The sequence below is a fragment of the Polynucleobacter sp. AM-25C3 genome, assembly GCF_018882335.1.
GTDB lineage: Bacteria > Pseudomonadota > Gammaproteobacteria > Burkholderiales > Burkholderiaceae > Polynucleobacter.
Genome location: NZ_JACVOS010000014.1, coordinates 22,059 through 48,964, shown reverse-complemented (window position 1 = coordinate 48,964; position 26,906 = coordinate 22,059). Strand labels below are relative to the sequence as shown.

The following is a 26,906-nucleotide window of genomic DNA, read 5'->3' as shown; positions in this document are numbered from 1 at the left end:
AATAGAACTGCAGGCTAGATTCAGCGCAATGCGATTTAATGAGGCGATTTTGTCATATTCAACCCAATAAGAGTATTACCCCTAGGGCTAATAAACAGGTGGAGCACCCCTTTATTGAACTTACTTTCTGCGCAGGAAAGTGGGAATGAAATCCAAGAAGGATTCTTTTTCACTCGTCTTGGTAATTTGTTGGCCTTTATGCAAAATTGGAGAAGGCGCGCTTGGGCGAATACGTTCTGGGGGGGGGTGTGCAAGGCCTGCCCTAGATTGCGGACTGGAACATCTAAAGAGTTGGAGCGAGCCATTAATGGAGATACCATTTTTTCCATGAGCTTGTCATAGACAAAAATACCGAAGTCAGAGAAATTATCTGCAATCGCTTGATCTTGAGACTGAAAGAAATAAGAAATATGCAAATGTTTATTGATATCGGGGATGCGATATATCGGCGGAGTAACAAAGCAGGTTGGCAAAAAACTTAAGCCCGTAAATCCAATCTCAGACTCTTGTCCAGGCTCAATGCGACTAGGAGCAACCAATATGTATTGGCCCTTTGCATTAAATTTAGCAGCACTACTTTGAATGTATTCCAAAATAAAAATTTCTGAACTCGCCGTTTCAATTTGACTTAAGGAACTTGAGACGATGATGACATCGAACTCAAAAAGAATGCTTCGTTGGCGAATTTCATAAAGAGAGATCCTACTACTTTTTTAGTCACCTTCACATCGTCAGCCTAAGGCCTTGAGGGAGTTAATAGGCTGGATTGACGCCACAAAGCTGAGGTCTACTGCGTTAAAATTAACCATGATTTCAACTACGAGCACCCCCATCGCCTTTGATTACCCCCAGCAAGATGCCGCCGGGGCTACCTGCACTGCCCAAGCTTGGGCAAAAATACCCCCACAACTTCATGGCACTGATAAGGCTGCGGTAATTGCCCGTATCAAGCAATTGCTGATCGAGAAAGAGGCTGCTTTGGTGGCTCACTACTATGTTGATGGGGATATTCAAGATTTAGCGATGGAGACTGGTGGCTTTGTTTCTGACTCTTTAGAAATGGCCCGCTTTGGTAAAAAACACCCTGCTAAGAATCTGGTTGTTGCCGGTGTGCGCTTTATGGGGGAGTCCGCAAAGATTCTGAGTCCTGAAAAGCGTGTCTTCATGCCAGATCTCGATGCGACTTGCTCTTTAGATTTAGGTTGCGATGCTAGTGACTTTGCCGCCTTTAGAGCCATGCATCCTGATCGCACTGTAGTGGTGTATGCCAATACCAGCGCTGCCGTTAAAGCTCAGGCCGATTGGATGGTTACTAGCTCATGCGCATTAGCAATCGTTCATCAACTAAAAGTTGAAGGCAAGAAAATTCTCTGGGCGCCAGACCGCCACTTAGGTCGCTATATTCAAGAGCAGACTGGCGCTGATATGTTGTTATGGAACGGTGCCTGCATTGTTCATGATGAATTCAAGGCCGTTGAATTGGGGATGCTGAAAGCAGTACATCCTAATGCCATGGTTTTGGTTCACCCTGAATCCCCACAAGCAGTGGTAGATTTAGCGGATGTAGTGGGATCTACTTCAGCCATGATTAAAGCCGTAGTTGAAGGCACCGCTACTGAATATATTGTGGCTACTGATAATGGCATCCTGCACCGCATGCGTCAGCTAGCCCCTAACAAAATACTGATCGAAGCCCCAACCGCAGGCAACAGTGCTACTTGCAAGAGCTGTGCCCACTGCCCCTGGATGGCCATGAATGGCCTGCAAGGAATTCTGAACTGTCTTGAGAATGCTTCTGGTGAAATTGTGATTGAGGAAGACGTTCGAGTGAAAGCATTGGGTTGCATCGAACGCATGCTCGACTTTACTAAAAATCACCCTGACCTCTTAGCCAAAGCCCAACATGGCTTTGTCAAGAATATTGGCGCAGCTTAATTGTTTATTGTTACCTTTTGATTTTTCCCTTAATTTAGATCGATTCATTCATGTTTGAGTACAACGAGACTTTAGAGCAAGCCCGTCAACGCAATATCCATGATGCTTTGATGGAAGACATTGGTAAGTGCGACTGGACAGCTCAACTCGTACCAAGCAAGGCAGTTCATGCGCAGCTCATTGTTCGCCAAGATGCCGTACTGTGTGGGGTAGATTGGTTTGAGGGTACGCTCAAGAAATTGGATCCTTTAGCTAAAGTCACCTGGCATTACCTGGAGGGCGATCTGATGAAGCCTGACACCAAGGTTTGCGATATTGAAGCGAACTCACGCGCCCTGCTCTCTGCTGAACGTCCCTGTATTAATTTCTTACAAACATTGTCATGGACCGCCAGCATTGCACGTCAACACGTTGATGCCATTGCAGGTATCAGCCCCAACCCTAAGGGTTGCACAGTGCTTGATACACGTAAAACGATTCCCGGCTTACGTCAAGCGCAGAAATACGCGGTACGTGTCGGTGGCGGTCAAAATCAACGTCTTGCACTTTGGCATGGCATCTTAATTAAAGAGAATCATATTGCTGCTGCAGGCGGTGTTGCTGCTGCCATTAAAGCTGCGCAAGCTCTTAACTCGGGTGTGGATATTCAGGTTGAGGTGGAGAATTTTTCTGAATTGGAAGAGGCCTTAAATGCTGGCGCAAAGAGCATCTTGATTGATAACTTCACTACCGAGCAAATGAAAGAAGCTGTTGCCTTTACCAATGGCCGCGCATTATTGGAAGCCTCTGGTGGCATTGACTTAGGCCAGATGCGTGCAATTGCTGCAACTGGCGTTGATCGCATCTCCCTCGGAAAGCTAACCAAAGATATCAAGGCAGTGGATTTCTCAATGAGAATTATGTAGGCACATCACCCTGTTTCCCAGTCAACATCAAGCCCACTCTTTGATTCCTTAGCAAGCAATAGTTAAAATCTATTGTCTTGCGAGATATTCAAGCTTTATCCGCCCCCATTTTTTTAGTCACCCGAACTCCCTGTGAGTTTTTTAAATATAAATGTATAAAATTTGATACAATTGAAAAAGATAACAGAAAAACCAATTGAATGGTGGGGCACATCATTCAAAGATATTAAAGACGATGGAATTTTTTCTTTAGGAGCTCGAAAAGAGGCTGGCCATCAATTACATCAAGTACAAATGGGGCTTGAACCTGATTGCTGGAAACCTTTTGAAGAGGTTGGGCCAGGAACAAAAGAGATACGCATTAATCTTGAGGATGGCTGGTACAGAGTTATGTATGTAGCTAAGTTTTACGAAGCAGTATATGTTTTACATTGCTTTAAAAAGAAATCGCGAACTACAAGCAAGAGGGATAAGGGTATTGCAACTGCGAGATATAAAGAGGTTGTAGCGAAAAGGAATAGCAAATGACTAAACACACTAAATCTGCACATACAACAAATGTTGGTGGCAATATTTTCCTGGATCTTGGATTTTCACCAAAAGAAGCGGCTGCATTGCAAGCCAAATCAAAAAAAATAATCTCCAAAAAAATAGCGATAAAAGAAACTCTAATGACCGAACTCTCAACCTGGATTGATGAAAAAAATCTAAAACAACATGACGCAGCGATTATCCTAGGAGTTAGTCGACCACGGGTTTCTGATGTTGTTCACAAAAAAACCGTCAAGTTCACTATAGATGCTCTTGTAGACATGCTAGCTAGAGCAGGCAAGCAGGTTGAGTTTGCCGTGAGATAAGGGTACCCAATTAAGCCAATACTGGAATGCGAGAGCATATCTAAATAAAGAGGTTGTTTTGAAGGGTCTAGTCTAGAAACGAATTACGTTTCTGGATTTTCTGATGTTCCTTCAGCCTGTGGGGTCAAGATTGTTGGGTAAGAGACCGCCCAAGTACCTGGGTAATCGCGACTGTAATGCAATCCCCTGCTCTCTCTGCGCATGAGTGCTGATCGCACAATCAACTCAGCACACTCTAGTAAGTTACGTAGCTCAATCAGATCTCGTGTTACTTTAAAGTTCGCATAATACTCTTGTACTTCATATCTGAGGAGTTTGATGCGGTGTAATGCTCGCTCTAAGCGGCGGTTGGTTCTAACAATACCAACGTAATTCCACATCAATGAACGGAGCTCATCCCAGTTATGGGCAATCACCACTTGTTCATCAGCATCCTCAACCTGACTCTCATCCCACAAAGGTAAATTGGGCATAACGGGTGTCTTGAGTGATGAGATATCTTGGGCGGCGGCTTTGCCAATGACAACGCACTCTAACAATGAATTACTAGCCAAGCGATTAGCGCCATGTAAGCCCGTATAGGTTGCTTCACCCACCGCATATAACCCTGGCAAATCAGTACGCCCTTTGAGGTCAGTGACTACGCCACCACAGGTGTAGTGAGCTGCCGGCACAACAGGTATTGGCTCTTTAGTGATATCGAGACCAAGAGTCATGCAACGCGCATAGATCATCGGAAAATGTTCTTTAATAAATGCTTCACCCAGATGGGTGGCATCCAGATGCACGTAATCCAAACCGTGTTTCTTCATCTCAAAGTCGATTGCGCGAGCAACAATGTCGCGCGGAGCCAACTCATTGCGATCATCATGCTCGGGCATAAAACGGGTGCCATCAGGCAACTTCAATAAACCACCCTCACCTCGCATGGCTTCAGTAATCAAGAATGTTCTATCGCTGGGGTGATACAAACAGGTTGGATGAAACTGAATAAATTCCATATTACCGACACGGCAACCTGCACGCCAAGCCATGGCAATACCATCACCTGTTGCAGTGTCTGGGTTGCTCGTATATCGATAGACCTTACCAACACCACCAGTAGCCAATACAACGGACTTGGCTTGAATGGTTTCTACACGATTGTTTTTAATATCCAGCGCATAGACACCATAGCAACGATTGGGCTTGGTGCGTTGCGTCTTCGCATCTAAGTGGCGATTCGTAATGAGGTCTAGAGCAATCCAATGCTCTAGCAACTGAATATTTTTATGGGCTCGTGCTTTATCTAGCAAAACCTCATGAATGGCTTTTCCCGTGGCATCGGCAACGTGCGCAATCCGGCGCTGACTGTGGCCACCTTCGCGCGTAAGATGCAAACCCATAGGGCCAGACTCATCAGCAGTAAAAGGAACGCCCTGCTCAACTAACCAACGAATGGCTTCTGCACTTTCTTCGGCAATATAGCGCGCCGTTGATTCGACAACGAGACCTGCGCCGGCATCCAGAGTGTCATTCACATGAGCATCAATACTGTCACGCTCTTTATCTACCACCCCAACAATGCCACCCTGTGCCCATGCTGTAGCTGCCTCGCCAAGACCACGCTTAGCCATCACAATAACTGGCTGTGTCTTAGCCATATGCAGGGCAACAGTTAGCCCTGCTAATCCCGCCCCAATAATAAGAACGGGTAATTCAGCTTTGGTATCGGATTGAGTGATTTGGGGTTTTGAACTGGCCATGCTTAATTCTAAAGGGCAATCCGTATTTGGGTATTTTCCAAGGACCAAAACAACAAAACCCCTGTTGAGGGGTTTTGTGAGGTTTGATTGAATATCTTATGAAGTGGTAGCAAGCTTCTGCCGTTTGGGATCATTAGTGCCATAACCCATCACTGGAGCAGCTTGACCGCCCTTGGCTAACTTAACGGCGCAGTACTTAAATTCTGGAATCTTGCCAAAGGGGTCCAAGGCAGCATTAGTGATGAGGTTCGCTGCAGCCTCATAGTAAGCGAATGGAATGAAGATCACACCACGTGGGGTACCGTCATCTCTACGAACGTGGATAGCCACTTCGCCACGGCGAGACTGGACGGTAATGACGTCACCAGCAGAAACACCTAACTGGGTCATATCTTCGCCGTTCATCGATACAGTAGCCATTGGCTCAATTGCATCCAAGACAGTTGCGCGGCGGGTCATACTGCCGGTATGCCAATGCTCTAGCTGACGACCCGTGATCAATACAAATGGGTACTCAACATCTGGGCGCTCATTTGCAGGAATGATGTCAGCTGGAACCAGCTTCACCCTACCATCTGAAGTAGCAAATTTGTCATCAAATACGATTGGGCGGCCTGGGTCGTCGGCAGATAAGCACGGGTAGGTTACGCTAGACTCTTTTTCAAGGCGATCCCAAGTAATACCGTTAATGGCGGAATGCATTGCCTGACGCATTTCGTCATATACCGCTGCAACACCATCATCAGCACCCTGGTAATTCCAGTTAAGACCCATGCGCCTGGCAATCTGTTGAATAATCCACAAATCCGGCTTGGCATCACCGGGAGGATTAATCGCCTTCTTACCCATCTGCACCATGCGGTCAGTATTGCTTGCGGTACCTACCTTCTCTGGCCACGCACTAGCTGGCAACACAACGTCAGCCAACAACGCAGTTTCGGTCATGAAGATGTCCTGAACGACCAGGAGATCCAAAGAAGCTAAAGCATGACGAGCGTGATTCAAATCCGGATCGCTCATTGCAGGATTCTCACCCTCGACATACATACCGCGAATCTTATCGGGATCACTATCCGGTGCAGTGATCTTGTGCATGATCTCCACCACGGTGTAACCAGGCTTTTTATCTAATGGGGTATCCCAGAACTTTTCAAACCAAGCATGCGCTTCTGGATTATCAACACGCTGATAGTTTGGGAACATCATCGGGATCAAGCCAGCATCACTAGCGCCCTGCACGTTATTTTGTCCGCGTAATGGATGCAAGCCAGAACCGGGTTTACCAATTTGGCCAGTAATGCTGACCAAGGCAATTAAGCAGCGAGCGTTATCCGTACCGTGAACGTGTTGGCTCACACCCATGCCCCATAAAATCATTGCTGACTTAGTAGTGGCAAACTCACGCGCAACTTCACGCAAAGTCTCTGCAGGAATACCGCAGATTGGCGCCATTGCTTCGGGGCTATAGCCTTTGATATTTTCTTTAAGAGCCTCAAAATTATTAGCGCGATTTTCAACAAAGTCTTTATCAACCAAGCCTTCTTCAATAATCGTATAAATCATGGCATTGAGCATCGCCACGTCAGTATCTGGCTTGAACTGCATCGTGCGCCATGCATGCTTACTAATCTCTGTCGCACGCGGATCGCACAACACAATTTTTGCACCACGTTTAGCCGCATTCTTAAACCAGGTTGCAGCAACAGGATGATTGGCGGTCGGATTAGATCCGATTAAGAAAATAAGGCTTGAGTGTTCAACATCATTTACTTGGTTACTAACGGCGCCTGAACCGACCCCCTCCAGCAACGCAGCTACAGAAGATGCATGGCAAAGACGTGTGCAGTGGTCAACGTTATTACTGCCAAAACCCGTACGCACCAGCTTTTGGAATAAATAAGCTTCTTCGTTGCTGCCTTTTGCAGAACCAAAGCCTGCCAGCACCTTATTACCGTATTGATCTTTGAGTTTTTTGAGGCCTCCACCTGCAACTTCAAGCGCTTCTTCCCAAGTCGCTTCGCGGAAGATGTCAGACCAATCTTGCTTACCTTCCAGCAAAGCTTCATCCTTAAGAACGCCTGCCTTACGAATGAGTGGCTTCGTTAAGCGCTGAGGGTTATGGATATAGTCCATACCAAAGCGACCTTTAACGCAAAGGCGATTGTGATTGGCTGGGCCATCCCGACCATCAACGCTAACAATTTTCTCGTCTTTAACGTTGTAAGTAATCTGGCAACCGACACCGCAGAAAGGACATACTGAATCCACCTTACGATCAACCGTTTGCGAACCAATGAGGCCTTTAGGCATTAATGCCCCGGTTGGGCAAGTCTGCACACACTCACCGCAGGCTACGCAGGTGCTATCACCCATGGGGTCATTCAAGTCAAATACGATCTCACTATGAGCGCCCCGCATGGCGTAGCCAATCACATCATTGACCTGCTCTTCACGGCAAGCGCGTACACAACGGTTACATTGAATGCAAGCATCCAAATTGACTGCCATTGCTGGATGAGAGATATCCTGAGCAACTTTTTCACGACGTAATACTTTGAGCTCTGGTCGAACCGTCACATCCATGCGTGCCGCCCAGGTGCTTAATTCGCCATGTTGATTTTTTTGCTCTTCTTCCTTGCTGTCTCCTACCCACTTAAATCCCTCGTCCGGCATGTCAGATAACAACATCTCCAAGACCAGTTTTTGACTCTTTAACGCACGCTCGCTGTTGGCTTTGACTTCCATGCCAGGAGTAGCGCTTCTACAGCAACTTGGAGCCAAGGTACGCTCACCATTAATCTCTACTACACATGCACGGCAATTGCCGTCAGGACGATAGCCGTCTTTGAAACACAGATGCGGAATATCAATGCCATGGCGCTTAGCAGCCTTGAGAATAGTCTCGCCTTCGTAAGAAACGATGGTTTGTCCATCTAACTTGAACTCAACTGTTTGCAATTCAAGTTCTTTAGGATTTACTGGTGCGTTCATATTGGTCTCGTTATTCCCTGATATTTATATGTGCTTTTATTAAGCAACTTCTTTATTGAACTTCTTCCGGGAAATATTTAGCAATACAGCGAATAGGATTTGGTGCAGCTTGACCTAGACCACAGATAGAGGCATCGACCATCACGGTAGCCAAATCCTCTAGCGTTTCTTGATCCCAAGACTTGGCCTGCATCAATTGAGCAGCTTTACCTGTGCCTACGCGACATGGGGTGCACTGACCGCAGCTCTCATGCTCAAAGAAGTGCATCACGTTCAAAGCCATATCGCGGGCTTTATCTTGATCACCGAATACCATTACTGCCGCTGAACCGATGAAGCAACCATAAGGCTGCAAAGTATCGAAGTCGAGCGGAATGTCGTTCATCGTGGCCGGCAAGATGCCACCGGATGCGCCACCAGGCAGGTAGCCATAGAACTTGTGGCCATCCTGCATGCCGCCACAGTACTCGTCAATCAACTCCTGAATAGTGATACCAGCTGGCGCTAATTTCACACCCGGATTTTTTACACGGCCGCTGACGCTATAGCTACGCAAGCCCTTGCGATCATGGCGACCAAAAGAACTAAACCACTCTGGACCACGCTGAACAATATCGCGCACCCAATAGAGCGTCTCAAAGTTGTGCTCGAGTGTAGGTCGGCCAAATAAACCGACTTGTGCAATATATGGGGGGCGCATGCGTGGCTCGCCACGTTTGCCTTCAATGCTTTCAATCATGGCGGACTCTTCACCACAAATATAAGCACCAGCACCACGACGCAATTCAATCAAAGGTAATTTAAATGGCGGATTCGCTTTGATTTTTGCTAACTCGACCTCAAGCAATTCACGGCAACCGTGGTACTCATCACGCAAGTAGATATAGCAAGCATCAATACCCACGACATTAGCCGCAATCAGCAAACCTTCTAAGAAGCGATGTGGGTCACGCTCTAAATATGTGCGATCTTTAAATGTCCCTGGCTCACCTTCATCAATATTTACTGCCATCAACTTTGGAGCGGTTTGATTTTTCACAATGCGCCACTTGCGCCCTGCCGGGAAACCTGCGCCACCAAGGCCACGCAGACCAGAGTTTTCCATAACTTTGATGATGCTTTCAGCATCACGCGATTTTGCTTTGTCACCCTCAACAATTTCTTTTGCCAAGGCGTAACCACCCTGAGCACAATAGGACTCATAGCCGACATAGTCTGGTGACACCGCCTGATTTTCACCCTGAGGTGACACACCTTTTTCTGCCAAGGCTGCAGGATCAAAATTGGCACTATCTGTGGCAATTGGCTGAGTGGTCAGACTATTTTTGACGGCAGCACTAACCTTGTCGGTAGTCGCAAACAGTACTGGGTACTGATGTACTACTGCTACTGGAGCTTGTTCACAACGACCTACGCATGGTGCGGCCACCACTTTGACATTCGGGTTATCCAAAATTGCCGGCAACTTTGTCAAGAGATTTTGCGCGCCCGCCAATTCACAAGCGATACCATCACATACACGTATGGTGATATCCGCCACCGGATCATTGCCACGCACTACTTCAAAGTGGTGATAGAAAGTTGCTACTTCATAGACCTCGGCCATCGGCAAATTCATTTCCTTTGCCAAGGCAACTAAATGACGATCATGCAAGGCACGGTATTCATCATTGAGTTTGTGTAAATTTTCTATCAGCAAATCGCGACGATGGGGGGCCGCACCAATTAACTGGCGAACCTCTGCCAATGACACATCATCCGCCTGGCGTCCCTTGAGCTTACTTTTGCGACGAATGGTTTCCCTTAAATCATCTGCAGTCGCTACGGCAACAGCCTTGATCTCTCCAGAGGGTTTTGGGTGATTCATAGTGTGTAGTCTCTAATTTCTAGTCGCAATAGTTACTGCTATTTTTTATGTAGTCAAAAATGCTGAATGCTTAAATTGAGGATGCCCGAATTAGCGAAATTCGTGTATTTCGCTGTATATAGAGAACTCCCAAAATCTTGAGTGATTTTGGGTTATTTCCGCCCTCAAGTCCTTGACGGCGCTCAAGTGAATTTATCTAATGGTAAACCCTTGATTTAGATAACAGATGGGGAGGGCTTATCGCCTGGCGGCAGTGAGTAATCCAACTTACGCTCATAGACCCTAGCCTTGAAGCAATCTTGATACCCCTTGCTACCAATCTGCCAACCAATAGAGGTGCAATCATCTTGTGCGGCAGACTCAATGGAGCCACAGCCAGATAAGGAAAGAATGCCAATAAAAGCAAGAAGGGCTAAGGGGCGAAATGTAGTTGAATTCATCCCTCAAGTCTACTTGATTCTGACTTCAACTTCGAGGGGAACGCCCTCTTTACCCGAGCTCACTGTTTTGACCTCACCCAGCGCAATGCGGCCCACTAAGTTCGGGTTATTTTTGATCATGAGCTCTAAGGCCAGCTTTGAACGGCCATTAGCCAAGCTCTTGAGATCCCCTTCCGTTACCGAAATGCTAGCAATGAGCTCTGCATGCAACTGCTCATTGCGCTCCCTGCCATCCGGCAAGGTTAATAAGCGCTGTCCCAACTTGATTCTGCCAACGTACTGAGCATAAGTAGACTTCAATCCAGCCTGCACCCTGGCATCAGAAAAGTCTGGGGTTGGCAGAGCTTCATTTGGGGAGAGATTCACTCCAGCCGCAGTGAAGATAGCTAGATCTGCGGTAGCACGTGCCAACGCTTCTTTATCAAGGATGGGGTCATAAGTTCCCGAGAGTTCGATAGTGGCATTTGGTCTTTTTGCTAAGAACTCGCCAAACTTTTCCAAGCGATCTTGATCGGGTGGTAAGAACACCGCCTCCCCAAGAACCGCATTAACACCATCATTGCTACCCATACCCAAGAGCGCGCCCAAGGCCCTAAATGGCGCGGTGGCGACATTAGTCAGAACATTGCTAATCGCCTGCCACACCAGACCGCCCGCACTGAACTCTGGAGAATCCACATTACCAGCAATATTGATAGTGACATCAATCGTATCGTCAGCATCCTCAAGCAAGGCTATCGCTAAACCCAAGGGCAATTTTTTTCCCTGGAAATCAGGAACCTCATCACCAAGCTCAATCTTCTTAATGACGATTTGATTTCCACCCTTGAGCTCGCCATTCTTGGCGCTGTAGTGCAAATTCAAATTCACTCGACCACTGGCAATTTGATAACCCGCAAAGGTCATGACTGCAGGATTAAAGGCATTGAGAGGTAGATTTTTAAAATTGAGCGTCACATCGTTATTGCGACGTGGGTCATCAAACGAAATCTGCCCCTTGGCACGCATTGATCCAGACTCCGCTACCACGCCATCCAAAGACATCGTAGTTAAATGGCCAGAAAGATTGCTGAGGTTTTCAAAGCTAGCGTTAAATTTTTTAAGGTTTACTTTGAAGTTCGGCTTCATGGCTAAGTCAGCGAACAACACTTCACCTTCACGTAGCTTCAGCGCTTTGATATCTAAAGCAAAAGGCGCATTCACTTTCGACGATGCCGGCAGCTTGTCAATATCTGCTGCACCGCCCTCAGACTTAGAAAATAAACGCCTGAAATTAGAAAAGCCTTTTTCGTCAATCTCAAAAAGTAAGACAGGCTGACTCACAATGACATCTTCGACACTTAAACTTGGTCCTGAAGTCTTAGAGCTCCTATAAGTAAAGTGATTAATATCGCCAGTCTTCCAAGACATGAGCGCTTGTTTTTGCCCTAACTCCCAAACATCTAGATCAAGCAAATGCAAATTTCCAGATGCAAGCAAGCCATCTTCTTTGAGTTCAATCAATATGCTGGAGTCAATCACCCCGCCCTTAGCTTGCATCTCTTTATTGGCAGGAAGTAATCCGATAAAAGGCGCGATGGAAAGCTTTTCAATCTGCACTTTTCCGGATATGGATTTATCAGCCTTCAAATCCCAATGGGTTTGAATGCGCGCTTCATCTAATTCAAAATTAACTTGAGCTCCAAGAGTCTCAGGCCCAGAGTTATTTAAAACACCTTTAACAGCAACATGCTTAAAGGCAAGTTTCTTATTGAGCCCGGGTAAGGTGAAATGCAAGGCGCCAAGATTGAGTCCATATTCACCACGTACTCCATTCACTTCACCGCTCGTATCGTAATTGGCAATATTGCTTAATTCGATAGAGAAAGTTTTGAACTCTTCTTGAAACTTTCCGACTGGATCCGCAACCCTTAAAGAGGCATTGGCCACCTTAAATTCATCTACAGAGATTTTGATATTCTTTTTGGGTGCGGCCGGATCGGTTGGAGGCAAATTGCGCGTAATAACCGCAATCAATTCCTGCCAATTCCATTGACTGGAGTCGCCTTTATACGCGCGCTTCTCGAGCAGCACGCTGGGTTGATCTAGTAGGATTTCATCAAAACCAATCTCACCAATCATGAGGCGAGACCACTTCAACATCACAACCGATTTCTTAAGCTCCAGCAATTTTCCTTGACGCCGATCGACTAAACGCAAGCCATCAATCTCTATGCGCAATCTCAAAGGAGAAATACTGAGGTCTTGATAAGTTATCTCATAACCGATCGTCTTGCCATACGATTCGGCCACATTCTTGAGTGCACCAGGAATCCAGAGGTGACACGCGCCCCAGAATAGAAAAGCTATTGCGCAGATCGCCCCAAGGACTCGGAGTAGCCAGAAACGAATCAACGAAAGGGAGGGTGCATTAGAGGACATAAATTAAATGCTTTTCTTACACAAAGATTTCGTACCTATCAGCGCAAACAATAGGCCGCAAAGCTCTAGCCTGCTTTTGCATCTTGACGATTCCATAATTCGACATTGTCTTTAGGGTACGAGATAAATTACCTTGCTTGCGCCCAGTTAATTCTGCCAACTCAGAAATTGAGATCGGATTAGATTCGCGAATGACATTCAAGAGCGCACGGTTTTCATCACTTAAGACCTGAGCCAATGAACGCATAGAGGTAAACCATATTTTTGGATCACTAGGGCGAACTTGTATTTGACCCTTAGCAATCATTAATACGCGCTCACGCATTTGCTGTTGAGATGCAATTCCAATCTTGATAACTTTCATTTACCCCTCGCTAAGCTCAATGTCTTATCAACATCCTCAAAAAAATCCTTCATTAACTGGTATACATCCTTAAATGGATAGCCCACCCCCAGATCTGTTGCACAGCGATGCTTGTGGTCATAAGGAAGTTTTCGATTTGCGTATCCAGTAGGCTTTGTAGAGTGTGCATTGTCATAACCCAGTATGCGAACCCCTTTAGGATTATGCAAAGTTAATGAATACCGAATTCCATGAGGAATGGCTAATGATGCAGTCACCTCCCAAGCCTCTATCTTTATCCAATAGCCGCCCTCCTGATCCAAGATCTGCCCATGCAGATCTAACAAGACATTCTTACCTTGAACTTTCATTACTTAAATATATCAACTAATGATATATCAAAAGTAACACCCCCCATGGCATTTGGGTTATTACTGCTTCTTGCTACGATTTATGCAGGCGGGAATCCTACCTTTTGATGCCATCCATTATTAAATGCATGGATAACAGGCATTTCATAAACACCTGCTTTGGTGAATGGCTCATCGGAAAGCCAAGCCTCAACATCTGCCTTGCTTGGGAAGTCCATTACCAATAAGCTGCCAACAGTAGTTTTGCCGTCTTCCGACGTTAGCGGACCAGCAAAGGCCATTTTGTCTGCGAGTTTTCCCAAATAGGCGCGATGCTCTGGTCGCACTTGAATCCGCAACTCAGCTGTGCCGGGACGATCCATTAGAAGGATTGCAAAGATCATGTTTTCTCCTGTTCAGCCCTAATACCTAGATCTTACGGCAACTGGAAAAAGAAAAACCGCCCGAAGGCGGTTTCTCGTGCAAAGCTATTAAAACGAATTAAGCAGCTTTACGGCTTTTTGCAGCTGGCTTAGCAACAGCGTATTGGCCTTGAATGTTAGCCAATGCAGCGTCAACACTCTTCTCAAAGTTTGCGAAAGCGTCAGTTGCTGTAGCGCGAACTTGGTCAAACTGTTGGAGTGAAGTTTCGAATGCAGTTTTGAATGCAGATACAAATGCCTCAGAACCAGCAGGAGCTGTCTTAGTAGCTTCTTTAACAAACTTAACCATGTCTGCACGTGCGTCATCAATAGAAGCGTCAACTACTTGAGCCACTTCTTTGTTACCGTTACGTACAACTTTGTTTACTTTAGCTTGGTAAGCAGCAGCGTACTTAGCGGCTTCTTGAGCAACTTCTGGCTGAGCCAATTTAGTCAATTGCTGTGGATCTTTGATTGCCAACAATTGTGCGCTTGCATCTTGAGCAACAACTAAAGCATCTTTAGCAGCAGCTTGGTTGATCTCAGCTAATTCTTTTGCACTTTCAACAGCTACTTGAGCCAAGTACTTAGCGTTTTCAACAGCTTTAGCTTGAGCTTGTGAGAGTTGGTCGTTTAATTGATTCTGGAACATGGTGTTTTCCTAACTTTTTTAAATTGATAAAATTTATTGCGATGCACCATTGTAAAAAGTTTTTTGTTGCACTGCAAGAATTATTTGCGGCAACGCAACAAAAAGATCAAAAACCCCATTTTTTGATTAAAAACAGGGGGTTGAGGGGTGAAATAATTGGGGTGGGCGCACTGATTTAGGGTAAAAATCAGGGAAAAACAATGAAAAAACCACCCGAAGGTGGTTTCAAACTACTGGCGGAAGAGGCGGGATTCGAACCCGCGGTAGGCTATAAACCTACGCACGCTTTCCAGGCGTGTGACTTAAACCGCTCATCCACCCTTCCGTACAGCCATTGATTATACGTATGCCGGAAAGGTTGCCTCTAAAAGCGCGACTAGCAACTTATACAGACTCTTTGAGCTGATCCAAAATTGCTGGATTTTCGAGAGTTGAAGTATCTTGAGTCACCTCTTCACCTTTAGCAATCACGCGCAGCAAGCGACGCATGATTTTGCCGGAACGCGTTTTAGGCAAGTTATCACCAAAGCGTACGTCCTTAGGCTTAGCAATCGGGCCGATCTCTTTACCTACCCAGTTACGTAACTCCGTTGCAATCTTCTTGGCTTCATCACCTGTTGGGCGTCCGCCCTTCAGAACCACGAATACACAAATGGCTTCACCAGTCATATCATCAGGGCGGCCAACTACTGCTGCCTCAGCAACTAATGGATTGGCAACTAAGCAAGATTCAATTTCCATCGTGCCCATACGGTGACCGGAAACGTTCAATACGTCATCGATGCGACCAGTAATCGTGAAGTAGCCAGTTTCTTTATTACGGATTGCACCGTCACCTGCAAGATACAAAGTGCCACCCAACTCTTCTGGGAAATATGACTTCACGAAACGATCGGGGTCATTCCAAATCGTACGAATCATGGAAGGCCATGGACGTTTTACAACCAAGATACCGCCTTGACCGTTTGGCACATCTACACCCGCTTCATCCACAATCGCCGCCATGATGCCTGGCAATGGCAATGTGCATGAACCTGGAATCATTGGCGTTGCACCCGGCAATGGTGAAATCATATGACCGCCAGTTTCTGTTTGCCAGAAGGTATCTGCGATTGGGCAACGTGAGCCGCCGACATTCTCGTAGTACCACATCCAAGCTTCTGGATTGATTGGCTCGCCAACAGAACCCAAGAGGCGCAGTGAGGACAAGTCATAGCTCTTTGGATGAACAGCTGCATCATTACTTGACGCTTTGATCAATGAACGAATCGCTGTTGGTGCGGTGTAGAAAATGGTTGCTTTGTGTTTTTGGATCATGTCCCAGAAACGGCCAGCATTTGGATAGGTTGGCACACCTTCAAACACGATTTCAGTAGCGCCTACTGCGAGTGGGCCATAAGTAATATAGGAGTGACCTGTTACCCAACCAATATCAGCGGTACACCAGAACACGTCGTTAGGTTTGATGTCAAAGGTCCACTTCATTGTGAGAATCGCCCACAAGAGGTAACCGCCTGTTGAGTGCTGAACACCCTTTGGCTTACCAGTAGATCCAGATGTGTAAAGAATAAACAGTGGATGCTCAGCGCTTACCCACTCTGGCTCGCAAGTTGCAGCTTCATTCGCTACGATCTCTTGCATCCAAACATCACGACCCGCAGTCATGGTGACTTCAGTGCCAGTACGTTTGCTTACGATGACATGCTTTACATTGCCGCATTCGCCATTTGAAAGCGCTTCGTCACAAATCGCTTTCAATGGTAATGATTTGCCGCCACGGAACTGCCCATCAGCAGTAATCACTGCAATGGCACCTACGTCAATAATTCGATCACGCAAAGCTTGCGCTGAAAAGCCACCAAACACCACAGAGTGAATTGCACCGATACGGGCGCACGCCTGCATAGCAACAATGCCTTCGATAGTCATTGCCATATAAATAATGACGCGGTCACCAGACTTGATGCCCATTTTGCGCAGTGCATTTGCCATTTTGCAAACGCGCTCAAGCATTTCTTGGTAAGTTACTTTCGTAACAGAGCCATCATCTGCTTCAAAAATAATTGCAGTCTTATTACCAAGACCGTTTTCGACCTGACGGTCTAAACAGTTATAGGAAGCATTCGTTGTGCCATCCTCAAACCATTTGTAGAAAGGCGCCTTAGATTCATCGAGAACCTTGGTAAAAGGCTTTTTCCAGAACATATTTTCTTTTGCAAGACGCCCCCAGAAACCGTCATAATCCTTCTCAGCTTCAGCACAGAGCTTGTTGTAAGCCTCCATTCCGGGAATGGTCGCACCCTTAACAAAGTCTGCAGGTGGGTTAAATACGCGATTTTCTTGCATTAATGGTTCCATGCTTCACAGCCCTTCTAGTCAATAATCAGTCATCTTTTTCAGCGAAAATAACGCAGAATCAGGGAAACGCATCCCTAAGAGCTAATAAGATAAGTGAAAACACGCTAGATTTGCTCTATGGCAAACCCTTAAAATAGAAAAAACCTTACTTAATTGACCCTTAAACCATGACAAATATCAAACAAAACGACCTCATTCAAAGTGTTGCAGACGCATTTCAGTTCATTTCCTACTATCACCCAAAGGACTTTATCTCCGCCATGGGTAAGGCTTATGAGTTAGAGCAAGGTGCTGCAGCCAAGGATGCTATTGCTCAAATCTTGACTAATAGCCGCATGTGCGCAGAAGGTCACCGCCCTCTTTGTCAGGACACTGGTATTGCAGTCGTTTTCCTCAAAATTGGTATGAATGTCCAATGGGGTGATGCCACGATGAGCGTTACTGAGATGGTGAATGAAGGTGTTCGTCGTGCTTATATGAACCCAGATAACCCACTCCGCGCTTCAGTTTTGACTGATCCAGCAGGTAAACGCAAAAATACCGGTGACAACACCCCCGCTGTCGTTCATTACGAAATCGTTCCAGGCGATGATGTCGAAGTCATTTGCGCAGCCAAGGGTGGCGGCTCTGAGAACAAAGCCAAAATGGTCATGCTGAATCCTTCTGACTCCATCGTAGATTGGGTTCTCAAAACTGTTCCCACCATGGGCGCAGGCTGGTGCCCTCCTGGCATTTTGGGTATCGGCATTGGCGGAACCCCAGAAAAAGCCATGCTCATGGCTAAAGAGTCTTTAATGGGTCCTGTAGATATTCAGGAACTCATCGCCCGTGGAGCCAAAACACGTGCTGAAGAATTGCGTTTAGAGATTTTCGACAAAGTAAACAAGCTAGGTATTGGCGCTCAAGGTTTGGGTGGTTTAGCTACGGTTCTTGACATCAAGATCATGGAATGCCCAACTCATGCAGCATCCTTACCGGTTGCCATGATTCCGAACTGCGCCGCTACTCGTCACGTGCATTTCCATTTACATGGTGATGGCCCCGCAAAATTAGAGACACCTTCATTGTCTGATTGGCCAGATGTCACCTGGACTCCAGATACCAAAAAATCCAAGCGTGTGAACTTGGATACGCTGACTGCCGAAGAAGTGGCCAGCTGGAAAGAAGGCGAAACGCTACTATTGAACGGCAAAATCTTGACTGGTCGCGATGCCGCACATAAACGCATACAGGACATGCTTGCCAAAGGTGAAGAGTTGCCAGTGAGCTTTAAGAATCGCGTGATCTATTACGTCGGACCAGTCGATCCAGTTGGTAACGAAGCAGTTGGCCCTGCTGGCCCAACGACAGCGACTCGTATGGATAAGTTCACGGAGATGATGCTAGCTCAGACTGGCTTAATCTCCATGATTGGTAAGGCGGAGCGTGGTCCTACTGCGATTGAAGCAATCAAGAAACATAAGTCTGCTTACTTGATGGCGGTTGGTGGTGCTGCTTACCTAGTATCTAAAGCGATTCAGACGGCTAAGGTGGTTGGCTTTGCTGACTTAGGCATGGAAGCGATTTATGAGTTCGATGTCAAGGATATGCCGGTAACCGTTGCAGTGAGCTCGGATGGCACCTCTATGCACGAGATTGGCCCGAAAGAATGGCAAGCAAAGATTGGTGGCATTCCAGTCAAGATTGTTTAAGGCAAATGATTAATAGCGATTCATAGTTAAGCGACTGTTACTTGGCACTCATCGGAGTATTTGATTCTGGGGTTGGAGGCTTATCCATTTTGGACGAGGCTCTGCGCCAGCTTCCCGAGCACGACTATATTTATTTGGCCGACTCCATCAATGCTCCTTATGGAGAAAAATCGAGCGAGTGGATTGCCTCACGCAGTATGGAGCTCTGTCTATATTTGGCGGCGCAAGGCTGCGATGCGATTATGGTTGCCTGCAATACTGCTACCGCTGAAGCAATAGCGCATATTCGTACTGAGCTCAGCAATATTCCCATCATTGGTGTCGAGCCCGGTATTAAGCCAGCGGCAATGCAATCAAGCAATGGCATCGTGGGCGTCCTAGCTACTGAGGCTACGCTCAAAAGCGATAAGTTCAATGCCTTATTAGCGACACTCCCAAATGACTGTCAATTTATAAAACAAGCTGGCGCAGGTTTAGTTCCATTGATTGAAGCGGGCCAAGCCAATGACGAAGAAACCTTAGAGCTACTGGCAGAGCATCTTGAACCCATTCAGGATGCAGGAGCCGATACCCTTGTCTTGGGCTGCACTCATTACCCCTTCCTGAGAAAAGCCATTCGCAAGTTGCTGGGTGATTCAATTAATCTCATTGATACCAGCGATGCGGTAGTACGCCAACTTAAACGCAAATTGGAGTCGCAAGGTAAGCGTCTAGATAATGATCAGTGTGGCTCCATTCAATTCATTAGCAGTAAAGATGCGGATGGCTTGCATCTAATGGCGCAAGAATTAATGCAGTCTGATCTGAGCGCACACTGCATTCAATCTCAGTTGGTGAGCACCTTCAAATGAGCACCTTCTTCACCCACATGAGTGCTCGACTGCCCTTCGACAAAACCGAACGCATCATCATCGGCATCGTGATCGCTTTACATCTGCTGTTTTTAATTGGCTTTCAGAGTGGCATGAAGCCGGATAACGAGAATAATCTCGACGATACGCGGGTGATGGCCAATCTAGTGAGCCCTGAGGCCGCTAAGCAGCCTCAAGCCGCTCCCGCTGCCCCTCCCCCAAAACCCAAGCAAGAAGAAAAGAAGGAAACAGTCACTGAAAAGTCCTCTCAAGCACCAACGCCACCCCAATCTCAGCAACAAGCCGCCACACCACCTACGCAACAGCAGTCCAAGAGTGAATCCCAGGCCCCCAATGCAACAGTGGCACCCGCCACCACTTCGGGATCTAGCGGCACACCCATTCAGACTGACATTGGTAAACTAGTCGTCGTGTATCAACCCGATGCAGATGCCTACTACCCCTCATTTTCCAAGCGATCTGGAGAGCAAGGTGAAGTGGTAGTCAGATTAATTATTGATGAATCAGGAAGTGTTGAAGATGTCGCATTGTTGCGCTCTAGTTCATTTCCGCGCTTAGATCGAGCAGCAAGCGAAATAGGTCGACGTTATCGCTTTAAACCATTCTTAGTCAACGGCACACCCGCCAGAATTTCTACTAACCTTTTAATTAAATTTAATTTAAAGAATTAATCATTATGAATACACCATTTGGCTTAGCAAATTTATGGCTCGAGGGCGATGCCATTACCCGCTTTGTAGCGCTTGCCCTTCTCGTTTGCTCAATCGTGACTTGGGTGATTTTGCTATCGCGCTTCTGGGATTTACGCAATCTACGCAAACTTAAACCTGAGCTTGATCAATTTTGGCGCGCCACTTCCTATGATCAAGGTCTGAATGCATTCACTAGTCATGCAAGCAATCCTTATTACCAAATTGCCAAAGCAGCAAGTGGCGCCTCGGGCCATCATCAGAGTCAATCTACCAATCATCGAGAACTCTTGCAAACACTGAACTATTCCGAATGGATGGCAAGAAGCCTGAAAAACAGTATTGATGGTGTAGCTGCTCAACTACAAAAAGGACTTACCTTTCTTGGCTCTACTGGTGCCACCGCTCCGTTTATTGGCTTGTTCGGAACTGTTTGGGGCATCTATCACGCTTTGATTGCCATTAGCAGTTCTGGTAGCGCACAAATTGATCAAGTGGCTGGCCCGATTGGTGAGGCTCTGATCATGACTGCTTTAGGTTTGGCGGTAGCGATTCCAGCGGTGCTGGGCTTTAATGCGATCAACCGTGCCAATAAATTATTACTTGCTGATCTCAATCGCTTTGGCAATGATTTACTCGCTTACTTTGTGACTGGCGCCCGCGTGAAGTCCGGAGAATAAATATGTCTTTTAATCTTCAGAGCGACCCGGAAGAAAGCGGCATCATGGCCGAAATCAACATGACTCCGATGGTGGACGTCATGTTGGTACTTTTGATTATTTTTATCATCACCCTGCCAGTAATCCAGCAGGCGGTTAAAGTGGAACTTCCAAAAGCAAATAGTGTCCGCAATGAAGTCAAACCCGAATCCGTACAACTGTCGATTGATGCTAAAGGCCAAATCTTTTGGAATAGCACGCCGATTGATTTAAAGACTTTCGATGGCTATGCAGAAAAAGCAGCTCAGAAAGAACCCCAACCGGAAATTAATTTGCGTGCCGATAAATCCGTTAAATATGAATACGTTGCTCAAGTACTGGCAGCATCGCGTCGCGCTGGCTTAACTAAACTGGGATTTGTGACAGAACCCAATTAAGGTTTCTTGGGGAAAGTGCATTGCTCTTGATAGGTCTTTGTACCCTCACCTAGAGATGCCGACAGAATTCCACCTTGAATGGTTTCCGCCTTTCTCAGTTGACCGGTAGAGCGGTTAATCGAAATTACCGTCTTTACTGTGCCCGCTCCGTATTGAACGCCATCAAAACTCTCTGGTGGAAAGTAAGCCTCTATTGAAATCAATATCGTGGATTCAGTAAGCAATACATTCTTACTTGTCTGGCGACCCAACTCATTAAATTGATCCAAATCTCTGCCATCGACAAAGACTTTGGCTTTTTGAGTTTTGGAGGCGGGGCTGACGATTAACTCGTAAGTTTCGATGTAATTCTTTTCCGTGCGCTCACAATTAAAAACCAGGGGCTCTGCTGCCAAAGCAGGGGTAGCGAAAATCAATAGAAAAAGAATGTGGAGGCATTTCAAGGATGGCTCAACTCAATCAATATTACTTACGTAAATTTCAGCACGACCTTTAAGCCGCCGAACTTTGATGAAGACTCGACTGAAACAGTCGCCCTCTCAACACTGGCAATTTGCTTAATAATTGACCAGCCCAAGCCAGACCCAGTTGAAACCTCACTTGCTGACCCCCTAAAGAACCGCTCACCCAATCGCGGCAAAATATCGGCAGCAATACCTGGGCCACTATCTTCAAAAATAATGCATGGGGCTGCATCTAGAATACGAATATCGATTGAAATTCTCCCACCATTTGGGGTATACCTTGATGCGTTATCGATGAGATTTCTAAGGAGGATAGAAAGCAAGTCTTTATTTACCAAAACCTTAACGGAATCTGAGCCAGTCAACTCAATTATTTGCTTTTTCTCTTCAATACGATCGTATACATCTGCTACAACTAGACTTGTAATTTCATGAAGGTTTATATTTTCTTGAACAAACTCAGCCCTTTCTGAATCAATTCTAGAGAGCGCTAATAATTGACCAATCAGGCGACTTGCCCTATCGCAACCATCAATGAGATTCTGAACTCCGACCGGGTCTAACTCCGGACTAAAGCCCAAAACTTCAGCCTGCGCTCTAATTGCGGCGATTGGCGTTCGAAGTTCGTGTGCGGCATCAGCAATAAAACGCTTTTCTTTTTCAACTGCATTAGCAAGCTTTGCAAGCAATGCATTTAACTCATCTAAAACTGGCTTTAATTCTATTGGTAGAGCATCTAAAGTAATGGGCTCTATTGAGTTGAGGGATTTTTTGGAAAGCGCTTCACTAAGAGCGGTGAATGATCTATTTGACCAAAAGATTACAACTGAGGCAACGATAGCCAAGATAGGTAAACCCATAATCAATGGTCTGATTAATCCCCATAGTAATGCATCTAGCAACTCCTCCTTTTCATGAATGAGTCTGGGGATGCCCATTTGATTTGAAATGATTTTTTCGATTATTTCCTCAAGCTCCATTTTTGCGTCATACCAAACCAGGATGGAAGCAATGCCCCAGATGACGGTGATACTACCGAGCACCCAAAAAAGTAAGCGATTGCGCAAGGAGAAATTCTGGGCGCTCATGAGATATCTTTAATTTGATATCCGATACCGCGAATAGTGCGGATGTAGTCGGCCCCAATCTTCTTGCGCAGATTATGGATGTGCACTTCGATAGCGTTACTCTCGACCTCGTGACCCCAGCTATACATTTGAGACTCAATTTGTTCTTTTGTGAGGACTCGACCAGAAGAAATCATTAGACTGTGCAGCAACGCAAACTCTCTCTTGGAAAGACTGATATCCTCCCCTGCCAAAGTCACAAGATGCTTCTTTGGACTTAAGCGTAGACTTCCGAGGGTAAGGTCATTGCTACTGGAGCCCTCAGAACGTCTGATGATGGCCCTTAGTCGCGCAGCCAAAACAACAATTTCAACAGGCTTAACAACATAGTCATCGCCGCCAAGATCTAATGTCTCCGCAATAGCGCTTACTTCATCTTGAGCCGTAAGCATAAGGACCGGGGTAGTATTTCCGGAATTGCGAGCGCTTTTCAGAACATCTATGCCGCTCATCAGAGGCATATTAATATCGAGCACCAATGCTGAGTAATTGGATATGCTGGCCTCGTAACGAGCCGCACTTCCATCCCTAACCCAATCAACAATAAAACCTTCATGCTCTAGCCCAGCCTTAAGGGCGTATCCAAGCTGTTGATCATCCTCTGCGAGCAATATGCGCATTAATGCATTCCAAATTGATAAAACCAGAAGTATCCAATACTAGCAATGATAGCTAATGCAATGACTAAAAGAGTGTATGTATTTTTTATGCCTTCCTGAGCAACCCCCCGCTTAAAGCCGGTAATCATCGAGCGAACCAAGTTTTCTTGATGCAAATAACCACTAATTGCAACGCCCAAGACGTGGATAACAACAACGGCGATAAGTACATTGGCGAAGACCTCATGAGCCTCAGATAGCCAATTAGCCCCTATATCATTAAAGATGCAGTAGCCAGTCGCGGAAATACACAGAATGATGGTGAGTATCAAATAAATCGCAAGCGACCCCAATGGGTTATGGCCCAAATAATGAAGTGGTCTATTTTTAAGCAGGCTAAATAGGTAGCTTTTAATACTACCAAGGCCAAAAAAGAATGATGAAAATCGAGAGTACCTTGTTCCAATAAGGCCCCATAGCAATCTAAAAACGACTAAACCCATCATGGTGTAGCCAAAGGTCACATGAAATAAGCGATATTTCTCACTTTCTTGGGTCAAGATGGCGCCAACAAAGCACAGAACCAAACCCCAATGAAATACCCGAGTGGGTAAATCCCAAATCAGAATTTTTTTAATCATAGTAGTCATTACTTTGGCAAAACAATAGACTCGTCGTCGTAATTGCCTTCATTTGCTCCGGTATGGCACGCGACGCAGTTTGAGGCACTTTTTATTTTTGGGTTTTTCCAAGTCCCAGCAGATACCCCATTGTGTTTTTTAATAAACCAAGGAGACGCAGTAATCCTATCTCCTGGAGGTGGGCCGGATATACGCTTGTAAGTACCTCCATACTGAGTAAGCCATTGCGTAATGACGAGATTGGATTTAGCATCCGTCGACGCATCGGTCCCGTAATGCTTTTCCAGATTCGCCATAATTCGCTTCCAAGACTCAATGGGCAAAAATGCAGGTGGGTATAAGGTATGGCAACTTGCGCACTCTTGCTTTGCTATTGAGGGAATGGTGCTAGGCAGTCTATTGCCATCGGCAAAACAAATATTGGCAATTAAAGTAGCTATCGCTGCGAAATAGATTTTTTTCATTTTTGGGCTGGTCCTATTTTTTTAGGCTAATGAGATAGGCGAGTACATCGGATTTTTCTGCGGCCGTGCAAGATCTACCCAAAACATCGTTACAGTTACGCTTAAACCATTTGTCTACCTTTGCCTCATCCGTAAACCTTTCAGGATTAAATGCAGGTGCGAGCGGGGCAATGACTTTGTTGGTGGATGCATGCTTGCCCTCACCTACTGGAGGCATGCCATGACAAGATGAACAACTCCACTCGTTGCCATGTTTTTCAGAGAAGAACTTGCCGCCCTTTTGGGCTGAGGGCGTTTCTTTTGCTTCGGATGAATAAAGCTTTAAAAAGGATTGGGGATCGGCTGCCTGAGCGTTGCTAACAAAAACAAGAATCAGTAGCGAAAAGATTGCAGTGAATGTAGATTTCATAATTTCCTCCATAACCACTACTTTATCGAGGAAAGATTAAGGGAAAATTAAGAAAGCATGCTCTTTAAAAAGGAGTCCTGGGGCAATTCACCCCAGGTTACGCGGAAATAAAGCTTAGTCTTTTTTACTCTCGGCAATATCTTTTTCAAGCTCTTGAAATGCCTTAGATGCGCGTAATTTGGAATCTAAAATTGCGCTCTTTTTTGTTTGCTCGACCACAATCTTATTAGCATCACCTAAGGGGTAGCGCAATAGAACGTAAGCTCTAAAACCCGTGCCTTGCTGCATGATTTCGCGCTTGGCAATGGTGTACCCAGGAATATTGACCTCAGTCACCAGCTCAGTGGAGACCTTCTCAATCTCCCGAATTAGCTGTGGATCACGGCTAGTACCCGTCTCCTGAGCAAACTCCTTCATCTTTGAAGATACCTTATTGCTAATTTGACTTGCTAGGCCAACTTTGGCATTCAACATTGCTTTATCAATTGCAAATTGCAAATCACTTGAGTAATCCGTTGCTACAGCATAAATGGCATTATTTTCAACGGGCGGCTGAACAAACCAAGATGGTGTTTTATCTATTGTTTTTTCAACTTCTTTTGCCATATTTTTTTGGCGCTGCTGCTCTTGATAATCCGCATATTCTTGAGTTCCAAACTTTGGAGCACCCCCACAAGCTACACAGACAGAAATCAAACCTATTGATAAATAATATTTATAGTTAATCATGACAACTCCTTCGTTAATTAGTACTTCGGTATTAGTAATTGGTATCCACGCTTGATATATCGAATGCGATCCAATGGGAATTCAGCCAAACGGCTTTTAAATTCATCAAAGGAATAGCTCTCAAGCCACTTGACCGGATCCTTGGTAATGACAGCTAAAAGATATTCATCAACAAAGGATCGATTTTTGGGAACCTTATCGGGTAGCGTCAGCTCAAAACTATATCCAGACGATGGAATAGTCTTTTTTTGGTTAATGAAGAATCCTGCGTCGTGGGAATTAGGAAACAAACGAATGATTTGCTTGCTTTTATCGTAGTAAGGCACCCAATTAAAAACTGCCACATACATAGGCCCATTAGGGTTTAAATCGATCGTTAATTTTTCGCCAGGTCTGTATACACTCTGGTTTATCTTTATTCCAACATCAAAACCTGGATCTGGCTTACCCCTGCTAGATGAGATGTCACCGACTACCTCAACACGGCATACCTTGCTTCCTGGGATTTCAAGGACATCCCGCTTAATAATCCTGCTAGACTTAATCTCTCCTCCAATTTGCGACCATAAAATCTGATTCATGGTGCACTGGTCGCTGGCTGAATCTAAGGAGCTTGATTCACGGCATGATAGCGTTTGATCCATAGCGAGGGATTCGCCATAAAATTTCCTTAGGGCATCTAACTTCGCCCGTTCTTCGGCTGCGGAGCATGCGGATATCTCCGAGGTATCTGGCCCAAAATGATATTCACCGACGCCTGAAATCCATGCCGCCTGAGAACTAATAGATATAGTCAGAAAGAAAGTAAATAGAAGTGGGCGAAAAGGAATGTTCTTCAT

General features: G+C 45.8%; 28 protein-coding genes and 1 tRNA gene. 9 read left to right on the top strand and 20 right to left on the bottom strand.

The window, feature by feature from the left end; translation table 11 throughout:
- Positions 1-35: 35 nt before the first annotated feature.
- Positions 36-593, bottom strand: a complete 558-nt coding sequence (locus ICN12_RS09475; protein ID WP_216272259.1) for a hypothetical protein — start codon at positions 591-593, stop codon at positions 36-38.
- 214 nt (positions 594-807) lie between these two features.
- Here ICN12_RS09475 and nadA point away from each other — a divergent pair, with 214 nt between their 5' ends.
- The 4 genes from nadA (at position 808) to ICN12_RS09455 (ending at position 3,697) form a co-directional block, all read left to right on the top strand.
- Complete coding sequence (nadA, locus tag ICN12_RS09470) at positions 808-1,935, top strand: quinolinate synthase NadA (RefSeq protein WP_216272258.1); 1,128 nt, start codon at positions 808-810, stop codon at positions 1,933-1,935.
- A gap of 50 nt (positions 1,936-1,985) precedes the next feature.
- Positions 1,986-2,840: a carboxylating nicotinate-nucleotide diphosphorylase gene (gene nadC / locus ICN12_RS09465; protein ID WP_216272257.1), complete on the top strand. Its 855-nt coding sequence runs from the start codon at positions 1,986-1,988 to the stop codon at positions 2,838-2,840.
- Positions 2,841-3,011: 171 nt separating this feature from the next.
- Positions 3,012-3,368, top strand: a complete 357-nt coding sequence (locus ICN12_RS09460; protein WP_216862180.1) for a type II toxin-antitoxin system RelE/ParE family toxin — start codon at positions 3,012-3,014, stop codon at positions 3,366-3,368.
- Positions 3,365-3,697: a helix-turn-helix domain-containing protein gene (locus tag ICN12_RS09455; RefSeq protein WP_216272256.1), complete on the top strand. Its 333-nt coding sequence runs from the start codon at positions 3,365-3,367 to the stop codon at positions 3,695-3,697. Before ICN12_RS09460 ends, ICN12_RS09455 begins: the two co-directional genes overlap by 4 nt.
- An 83-nt stretch (positions 3,698-3,780) precedes the next feature.
- Here ICN12_RS09455 and nadB read toward each other — a convergent pair whose 3' ends face one another.
- The 11 genes from nadB to acs form a co-directional block, all read right to left on the bottom strand.
- Entirely contained in the window at positions 3,781-5,442 is a 1,662-nt protein-coding gene (gene nadB, locus ICN12_RS09450) for an L-aspartate oxidase (RefSeq protein ID WP_216272255.1), read from the bottom strand.
- A gap of 96 nt (positions 5,443-5,538) precedes the next feature.
- Positions 5,539-8,433, bottom strand: a complete 2,895-nt coding sequence (fdhF, locus tag ICN12_RS09445; protein ID WP_216272254.1) for a formate dehydrogenase subunit alpha — start codon at positions 8,431-8,433, stop codon at positions 5,539-5,541.
- A 52-nt stretch (positions 8,434-8,485) separates the two neighbouring features.
- On the bottom strand, positions 8,486-10,300 hold the full coding sequence (locus tag ICN12_RS09440; RefSeq protein ID WP_216272253.1) for an NADH-ubiquinone oxidoreductase-F iron-sulfur binding region domain-containing protein: 1,815 nt from the start codon (positions 10,298-10,300) through the stop codon (positions 8,486-8,488).
- A gap of 215 nt (positions 10,301-10,515) precedes the next feature.
- The gene (locus tag ICN12_RS09435) at positions 10,516-10,740 is read right to left on the bottom strand and encodes a hypothetical protein (protein WP_216272252.1); all 225 of its coding nucleotides are present in this window, start codon (positions 10,738-10,740) and stop codon (positions 10,516-10,518) included.
- Positions 10,741-10,749: 9 nt separating this feature from the next.
- Positions 10,750-13,161, bottom strand: a complete 2,412-nt coding sequence (locus ICN12_RS09430) for a DUF748 domain-containing protein (RefSeq protein WP_216272251.1) — start codon at positions 13,159-13,161, stop codon at positions 10,750-10,752.
- Between the two features lie 16 nt (positions 13,162-13,177).
- Positions 13,178-13,525, bottom strand: coding sequence for an HVO_A0114 family putative DNA-binding protein (locus tag ICN12_RS09425; protein WP_216272250.1), 348 nt, complete (start codon positions 13,523-13,525; stop codon positions 13,178-13,180).
- Positions 13,522-13,875 (bottom strand): toxin-antitoxin system TumE family protein, encoded by a 354-nt coding sequence (locus ICN12_RS09420; protein WP_216272249.1) that lies wholly within the window; start codon positions 13,873-13,875, stop codon positions 13,522-13,524. Before ICN12_RS09420 ends, ICN12_RS09425 begins: the two co-directional genes overlap by 4 nt.
- Before the next feature lie 80 nt (positions 13,876-13,955).
- On the bottom strand, positions 13,956-14,258 hold the full coding sequence (locus ICN12_RS09415) for a YciI family protein (protein WP_216272248.1): 303 nt from the start codon (positions 14,256-14,258) through the stop codon (positions 13,956-13,958).
- Positions 14,259-14,355: 97 nt separating this feature from the next.
- Positions 14,356-14,928 carry a phasin family protein gene (locus ICN12_RS09410; RefSeq protein ID WP_216272247.1) on the bottom strand — a complete coding sequence of 191 codons (573 nt, stop codon included), beginning with the start codon at positions 14,926-14,928 and terminating at the stop codon, positions 14,356-14,358.
- 234 nt (positions 14,929-15,162) lie between these two features.
- Positions 15,163-15,253, bottom strand: a tRNA-Ser gene (locus tag ICN12_RS09405).
- A gap of 59 nt (positions 15,254-15,312) precedes the next feature.
- Positions 15,313-17,274 (bottom strand): acetate--CoA ligase, encoded by a 1,962-nt coding sequence (gene acs, locus ICN12_RS09400; protein WP_370625013.1) that lies wholly within the window; start codon positions 17,272-17,274, stop codon positions 15,313-15,315.
- Between the two features lie 179 nt (positions 17,275-17,453).
- On the opposite strand from acs, the gene ICN12_RS09395 reads away from it, so the two are divergent.
- The 5 genes from ICN12_RS09395 to ICN12_RS09375 are packed head-to-tail and all read left to right on the top strand — an operon-like array spanning position 17,454 to position 21,634.
- Positions 17,454-18,977, top strand: coding sequence for a fumarate hydratase (locus tag ICN12_RS09395; RefSeq protein ID WP_216272245.1), 1,524 nt, complete (start codon positions 17,454-17,456; stop codon positions 18,975-18,977).
- Between the two features lie 41 nt (positions 18,978-19,018).
- A complete protein-coding gene (gene murI, locus ICN12_RS09390) occupies positions 19,019-19,828 on the top strand; it encodes a glutamate racemase (RefSeq protein WP_216272244.1) in 810 nt (269 codons plus the stop codon).
- Positions 19,825-20,520 (top strand): energy transducer TonB, encoded by a 696-nt coding sequence (locus ICN12_RS09385; protein ID WP_216272243.1) that lies wholly within the window; start codon positions 19,825-19,827, stop codon positions 20,518-20,520. The genes murI and ICN12_RS09385 overlap by 4 nt, the downstream gene beginning before the upstream one ends.
- A 5-nt stretch (positions 20,521-20,525) precedes the next feature.
- Positions 20,526-21,218: a MotA/TolQ/ExbB proton channel family protein gene (locus tag ICN12_RS09380; RefSeq protein ID WP_216272242.1), complete on the top strand. Its 693-nt coding sequence runs from the start codon at positions 20,526-20,528 to the stop codon at positions 21,216-21,218.
- A 2-nt stretch (positions 21,219-21,220) separates the two neighbouring features.
- Positions 21,221-21,634, top strand: a complete 414-nt coding sequence (locus ICN12_RS09375) for an ExbD/TolR family protein (protein WP_216272241.1) — start codon at positions 21,221-21,223, stop codon at positions 21,632-21,634.
- On the opposite strand, the gene ICN12_RS09370 is transcribed toward ICN12_RS09375, so the two are convergent.
- The 8 genes from ICN12_RS09370 to ICN12_RS09335 form a co-directional block, all read right to left on the bottom strand.
- The gene (locus ICN12_RS09370) at positions 21,631-22,050 is read right to left on the bottom strand and encodes a hypothetical protein (protein ID WP_255537787.1); all 420 of its coding nucleotides are present in this window, start codon (positions 22,048-22,050) and stop codon (positions 21,631-21,633) included. The genes ICN12_RS09375 and ICN12_RS09370 overlap by 4 nt on opposite strands.
- Positions 22,051-22,103: 53 nt before the next feature.
- Positions 22,104-23,186, bottom strand: a complete 1,083-nt coding sequence (locus ICN12_RS09365; RefSeq protein ID WP_216272240.1) for an ATP-binding protein — start codon at positions 23,184-23,186, stop codon at positions 22,104-22,106.
- On the bottom strand, positions 23,183-23,845 hold the full coding sequence (locus ICN12_RS09360) for a response regulator transcription factor (RefSeq protein ID WP_216272239.1): 663 nt from the start codon (positions 23,843-23,845) through the stop codon (positions 23,183-23,185). The genes ICN12_RS09365 and ICN12_RS09360 overlap by 4 nt, the downstream gene beginning before the upstream one ends.
- Positions 23,845-24,474, bottom strand: coding sequence for a cytochrome b/b6 domain-containing protein (locus tag ICN12_RS09355; RefSeq protein ID WP_216272238.1), 630 nt, complete (start codon positions 24,472-24,474; stop codon positions 23,845-23,847). Before ICN12_RS09355 ends, ICN12_RS09360 begins: the two co-directional genes overlap by 1 nt.
- Complete coding sequence (locus ICN12_RS09350; RefSeq protein ID WP_216272237.1) at positions 24,474-24,929, bottom strand: diheme cytochrome c; 456 nt, start codon at positions 24,927-24,929, stop codon at positions 24,474-24,476. Before ICN12_RS09350 ends, ICN12_RS09355 begins: the two co-directional genes overlap by 1 nt.
- Positions 24,930-24,942: 13 nt before the next feature.
- Positions 24,943-25,338, bottom strand: a complete 396-nt coding sequence (locus tag ICN12_RS09345) for a DUF1924 domain-containing protein (protein ID WP_216272236.1) — start codon at positions 25,336-25,338, stop codon at positions 24,943-24,945.
- Between the two features lie 114 nt (positions 25,339-25,452).
- A complete protein-coding gene (locus tag ICN12_RS09340; protein ID WP_216272235.1) occupies positions 25,453-26,067 on the bottom strand; it encodes an LPP20 family lipoprotein in 615 nt (204 codons plus the stop codon).
- Positions 26,068-26,084: 17 nt separating this feature from the next.
- Complete coding sequence (locus ICN12_RS09335) at positions 26,085-26,906, bottom strand: DUF4384 domain-containing protein (RefSeq protein ID WP_216272234.1); 822 nt, start codon at positions 26,904-26,906, stop codon at positions 26,085-26,087.

Bases quoted from the DNA above. Each gene is read 5' to 3' on its own strand.
- nadA (WP_216272258.1), top strand. From the start codon at position 808: ATGATTTCAACTACGAGCACCCCCATCGCCTTTGATTACCCCCAGCAA.
- nadC (WP_216272257.1), top strand. From the start codon at position 1,986: ATGTTTGAGTACAACGAGACTTTAGAGCAAGCCCGTCAACGCAATATC.
- ICN12_RS09455 (WP_216272256.1), top strand. From the start codon at position 3,365: ATGACTAAACACACTAAATCTGCACATACAACAAATGTTGGTGGCAAT.
- nadB (WP_216272255.1), bottom strand. From the start codon at position 5,442: ATGGCCAGTTCAAAACCCCAAATCACTCAATCCGATACCAAAGCTGAA.
- fdhF (WP_216272254.1), bottom strand. From the start codon at position 8,433: ATGAACGCACCAGTAAATCCTAAAGAACTTGAATTGCAAACAGTTGAG.
- ICN12_RS09440 (WP_216272253.1), bottom strand. From the start codon at position 10,300: ATGAATCACCCAAAACCCTCTGGAGAGATCAAGGCTGTTGCCGTAGCG.
- ICN12_RS09435 (WP_216272252.1), bottom strand. From the start codon at position 10,740: ATGAATTCAACTACATTTCGCCCCTTAGCCCTTCTTGCTTTTATTGGC.
- ICN12_RS09430 (WP_216272251.1), bottom strand. From the start codon at position 13,161: ATGTCCTCTAATGCACCCTCCCTTTCGTTGATTCGTTTCTGGCTACTC.
- ICN12_RS09425 (WP_216272250.1), bottom strand. From the start codon at position 13,525: ATGAAAGTTATCAAGATTGGAATTGCATCTCAACAGCAAATGCGTGAG.
- ICN12_RS09420 (WP_216272249.1), bottom strand. From the start codon at position 13,875: ATGAAAGTTCAAGGTAAGAATGTCTTGTTAGATCTGCATGGGCAGATC.
- ICN12_RS09415 (WP_216272248.1), bottom strand. From the start codon at position 14,258: ATGATCTTTGCAATCCTTCTAATGGATCGTCCCGGCACAGCTGAGTTG.
- ICN12_RS09410 (WP_216272247.1), bottom strand. From the start codon at position 14,928: ATGTTCCAGAATCAATTAAACGACCAACTCTCACAAGCTCAAGCTAAA.
- acs (WP_370625013.1), bottom strand. From the start codon at position 17,274: ATGCAAGAAAATCGCGTATTTAACCCACCTGCAGACTTTGTTAAGGGT.
- ICN12_RS09395 (WP_216272245.1), top strand. From the start codon at position 17,454: ATGACAAATATCAAACAAAACGACCTCATTCAAAGTGTTGCAGACGCA.
- ICN12_RS09385 (WP_216272243.1), top strand. From the start codon at position 19,825: ATGAGCACCTTCTTCACCCACATGAGTGCTCGACTGCCCTTCGACAAA.
- ICN12_RS09380 (WP_216272242.1), top strand. From the start codon at position 20,526: ATGAATACACCATTTGGCTTAGCAAATTTATGGCTCGAGGGCGATGCC.
- ICN12_RS09375 (WP_216272241.1), top strand. From the start codon at position 21,221: ATGTCTTTTAATCTTCAGAGCGACCCGGAAGAAAGCGGCATCATGGCC.
- ICN12_RS09365 (WP_216272240.1), bottom strand. From the start codon at position 23,186: ATGAGCGCCCAGAATTTCTCCTTGCGCAATCGCTTACTTTTTTGGGTG.
- ICN12_RS09360 (WP_216272239.1), bottom strand. From the start codon at position 23,845: ATGCGCATATTGCTCGCAGAGGATGATCAACAGCTTGGATACGCCCTT.
- ICN12_RS09355 (WP_216272238.1), bottom strand. From the start codon at position 24,474: ATGACTACTATGATTAAAAAAATTCTGATTTGGGATTTACCCACTCGG.
- ICN12_RS09350 (WP_216272237.1), bottom strand. From the start codon at position 24,929: ATGAAAAAAATCTATTTCGCAGCGATAGCTACTTTAATTGCCAATATT.
- ICN12_RS09345 (WP_216272236.1), bottom strand. From the start codon at position 25,338: ATGAAATCTACATTCACTGCAATCTTTTCGCTACTGATTCTTGTTTTT.
- ICN12_RS09340 (WP_216272235.1), bottom strand. From the start codon at position 26,067: ATGATTAACTATAAATATTATTTATCAATAGGTTTGATTTCTGTCTGT.
- ICN12_RS09335 (WP_216272234.1), bottom strand. From the start codon at position 26,906: ATGAAGAACATTCCTTTTCGCCCACTTCTATTTACTTTCTTTCTGACT.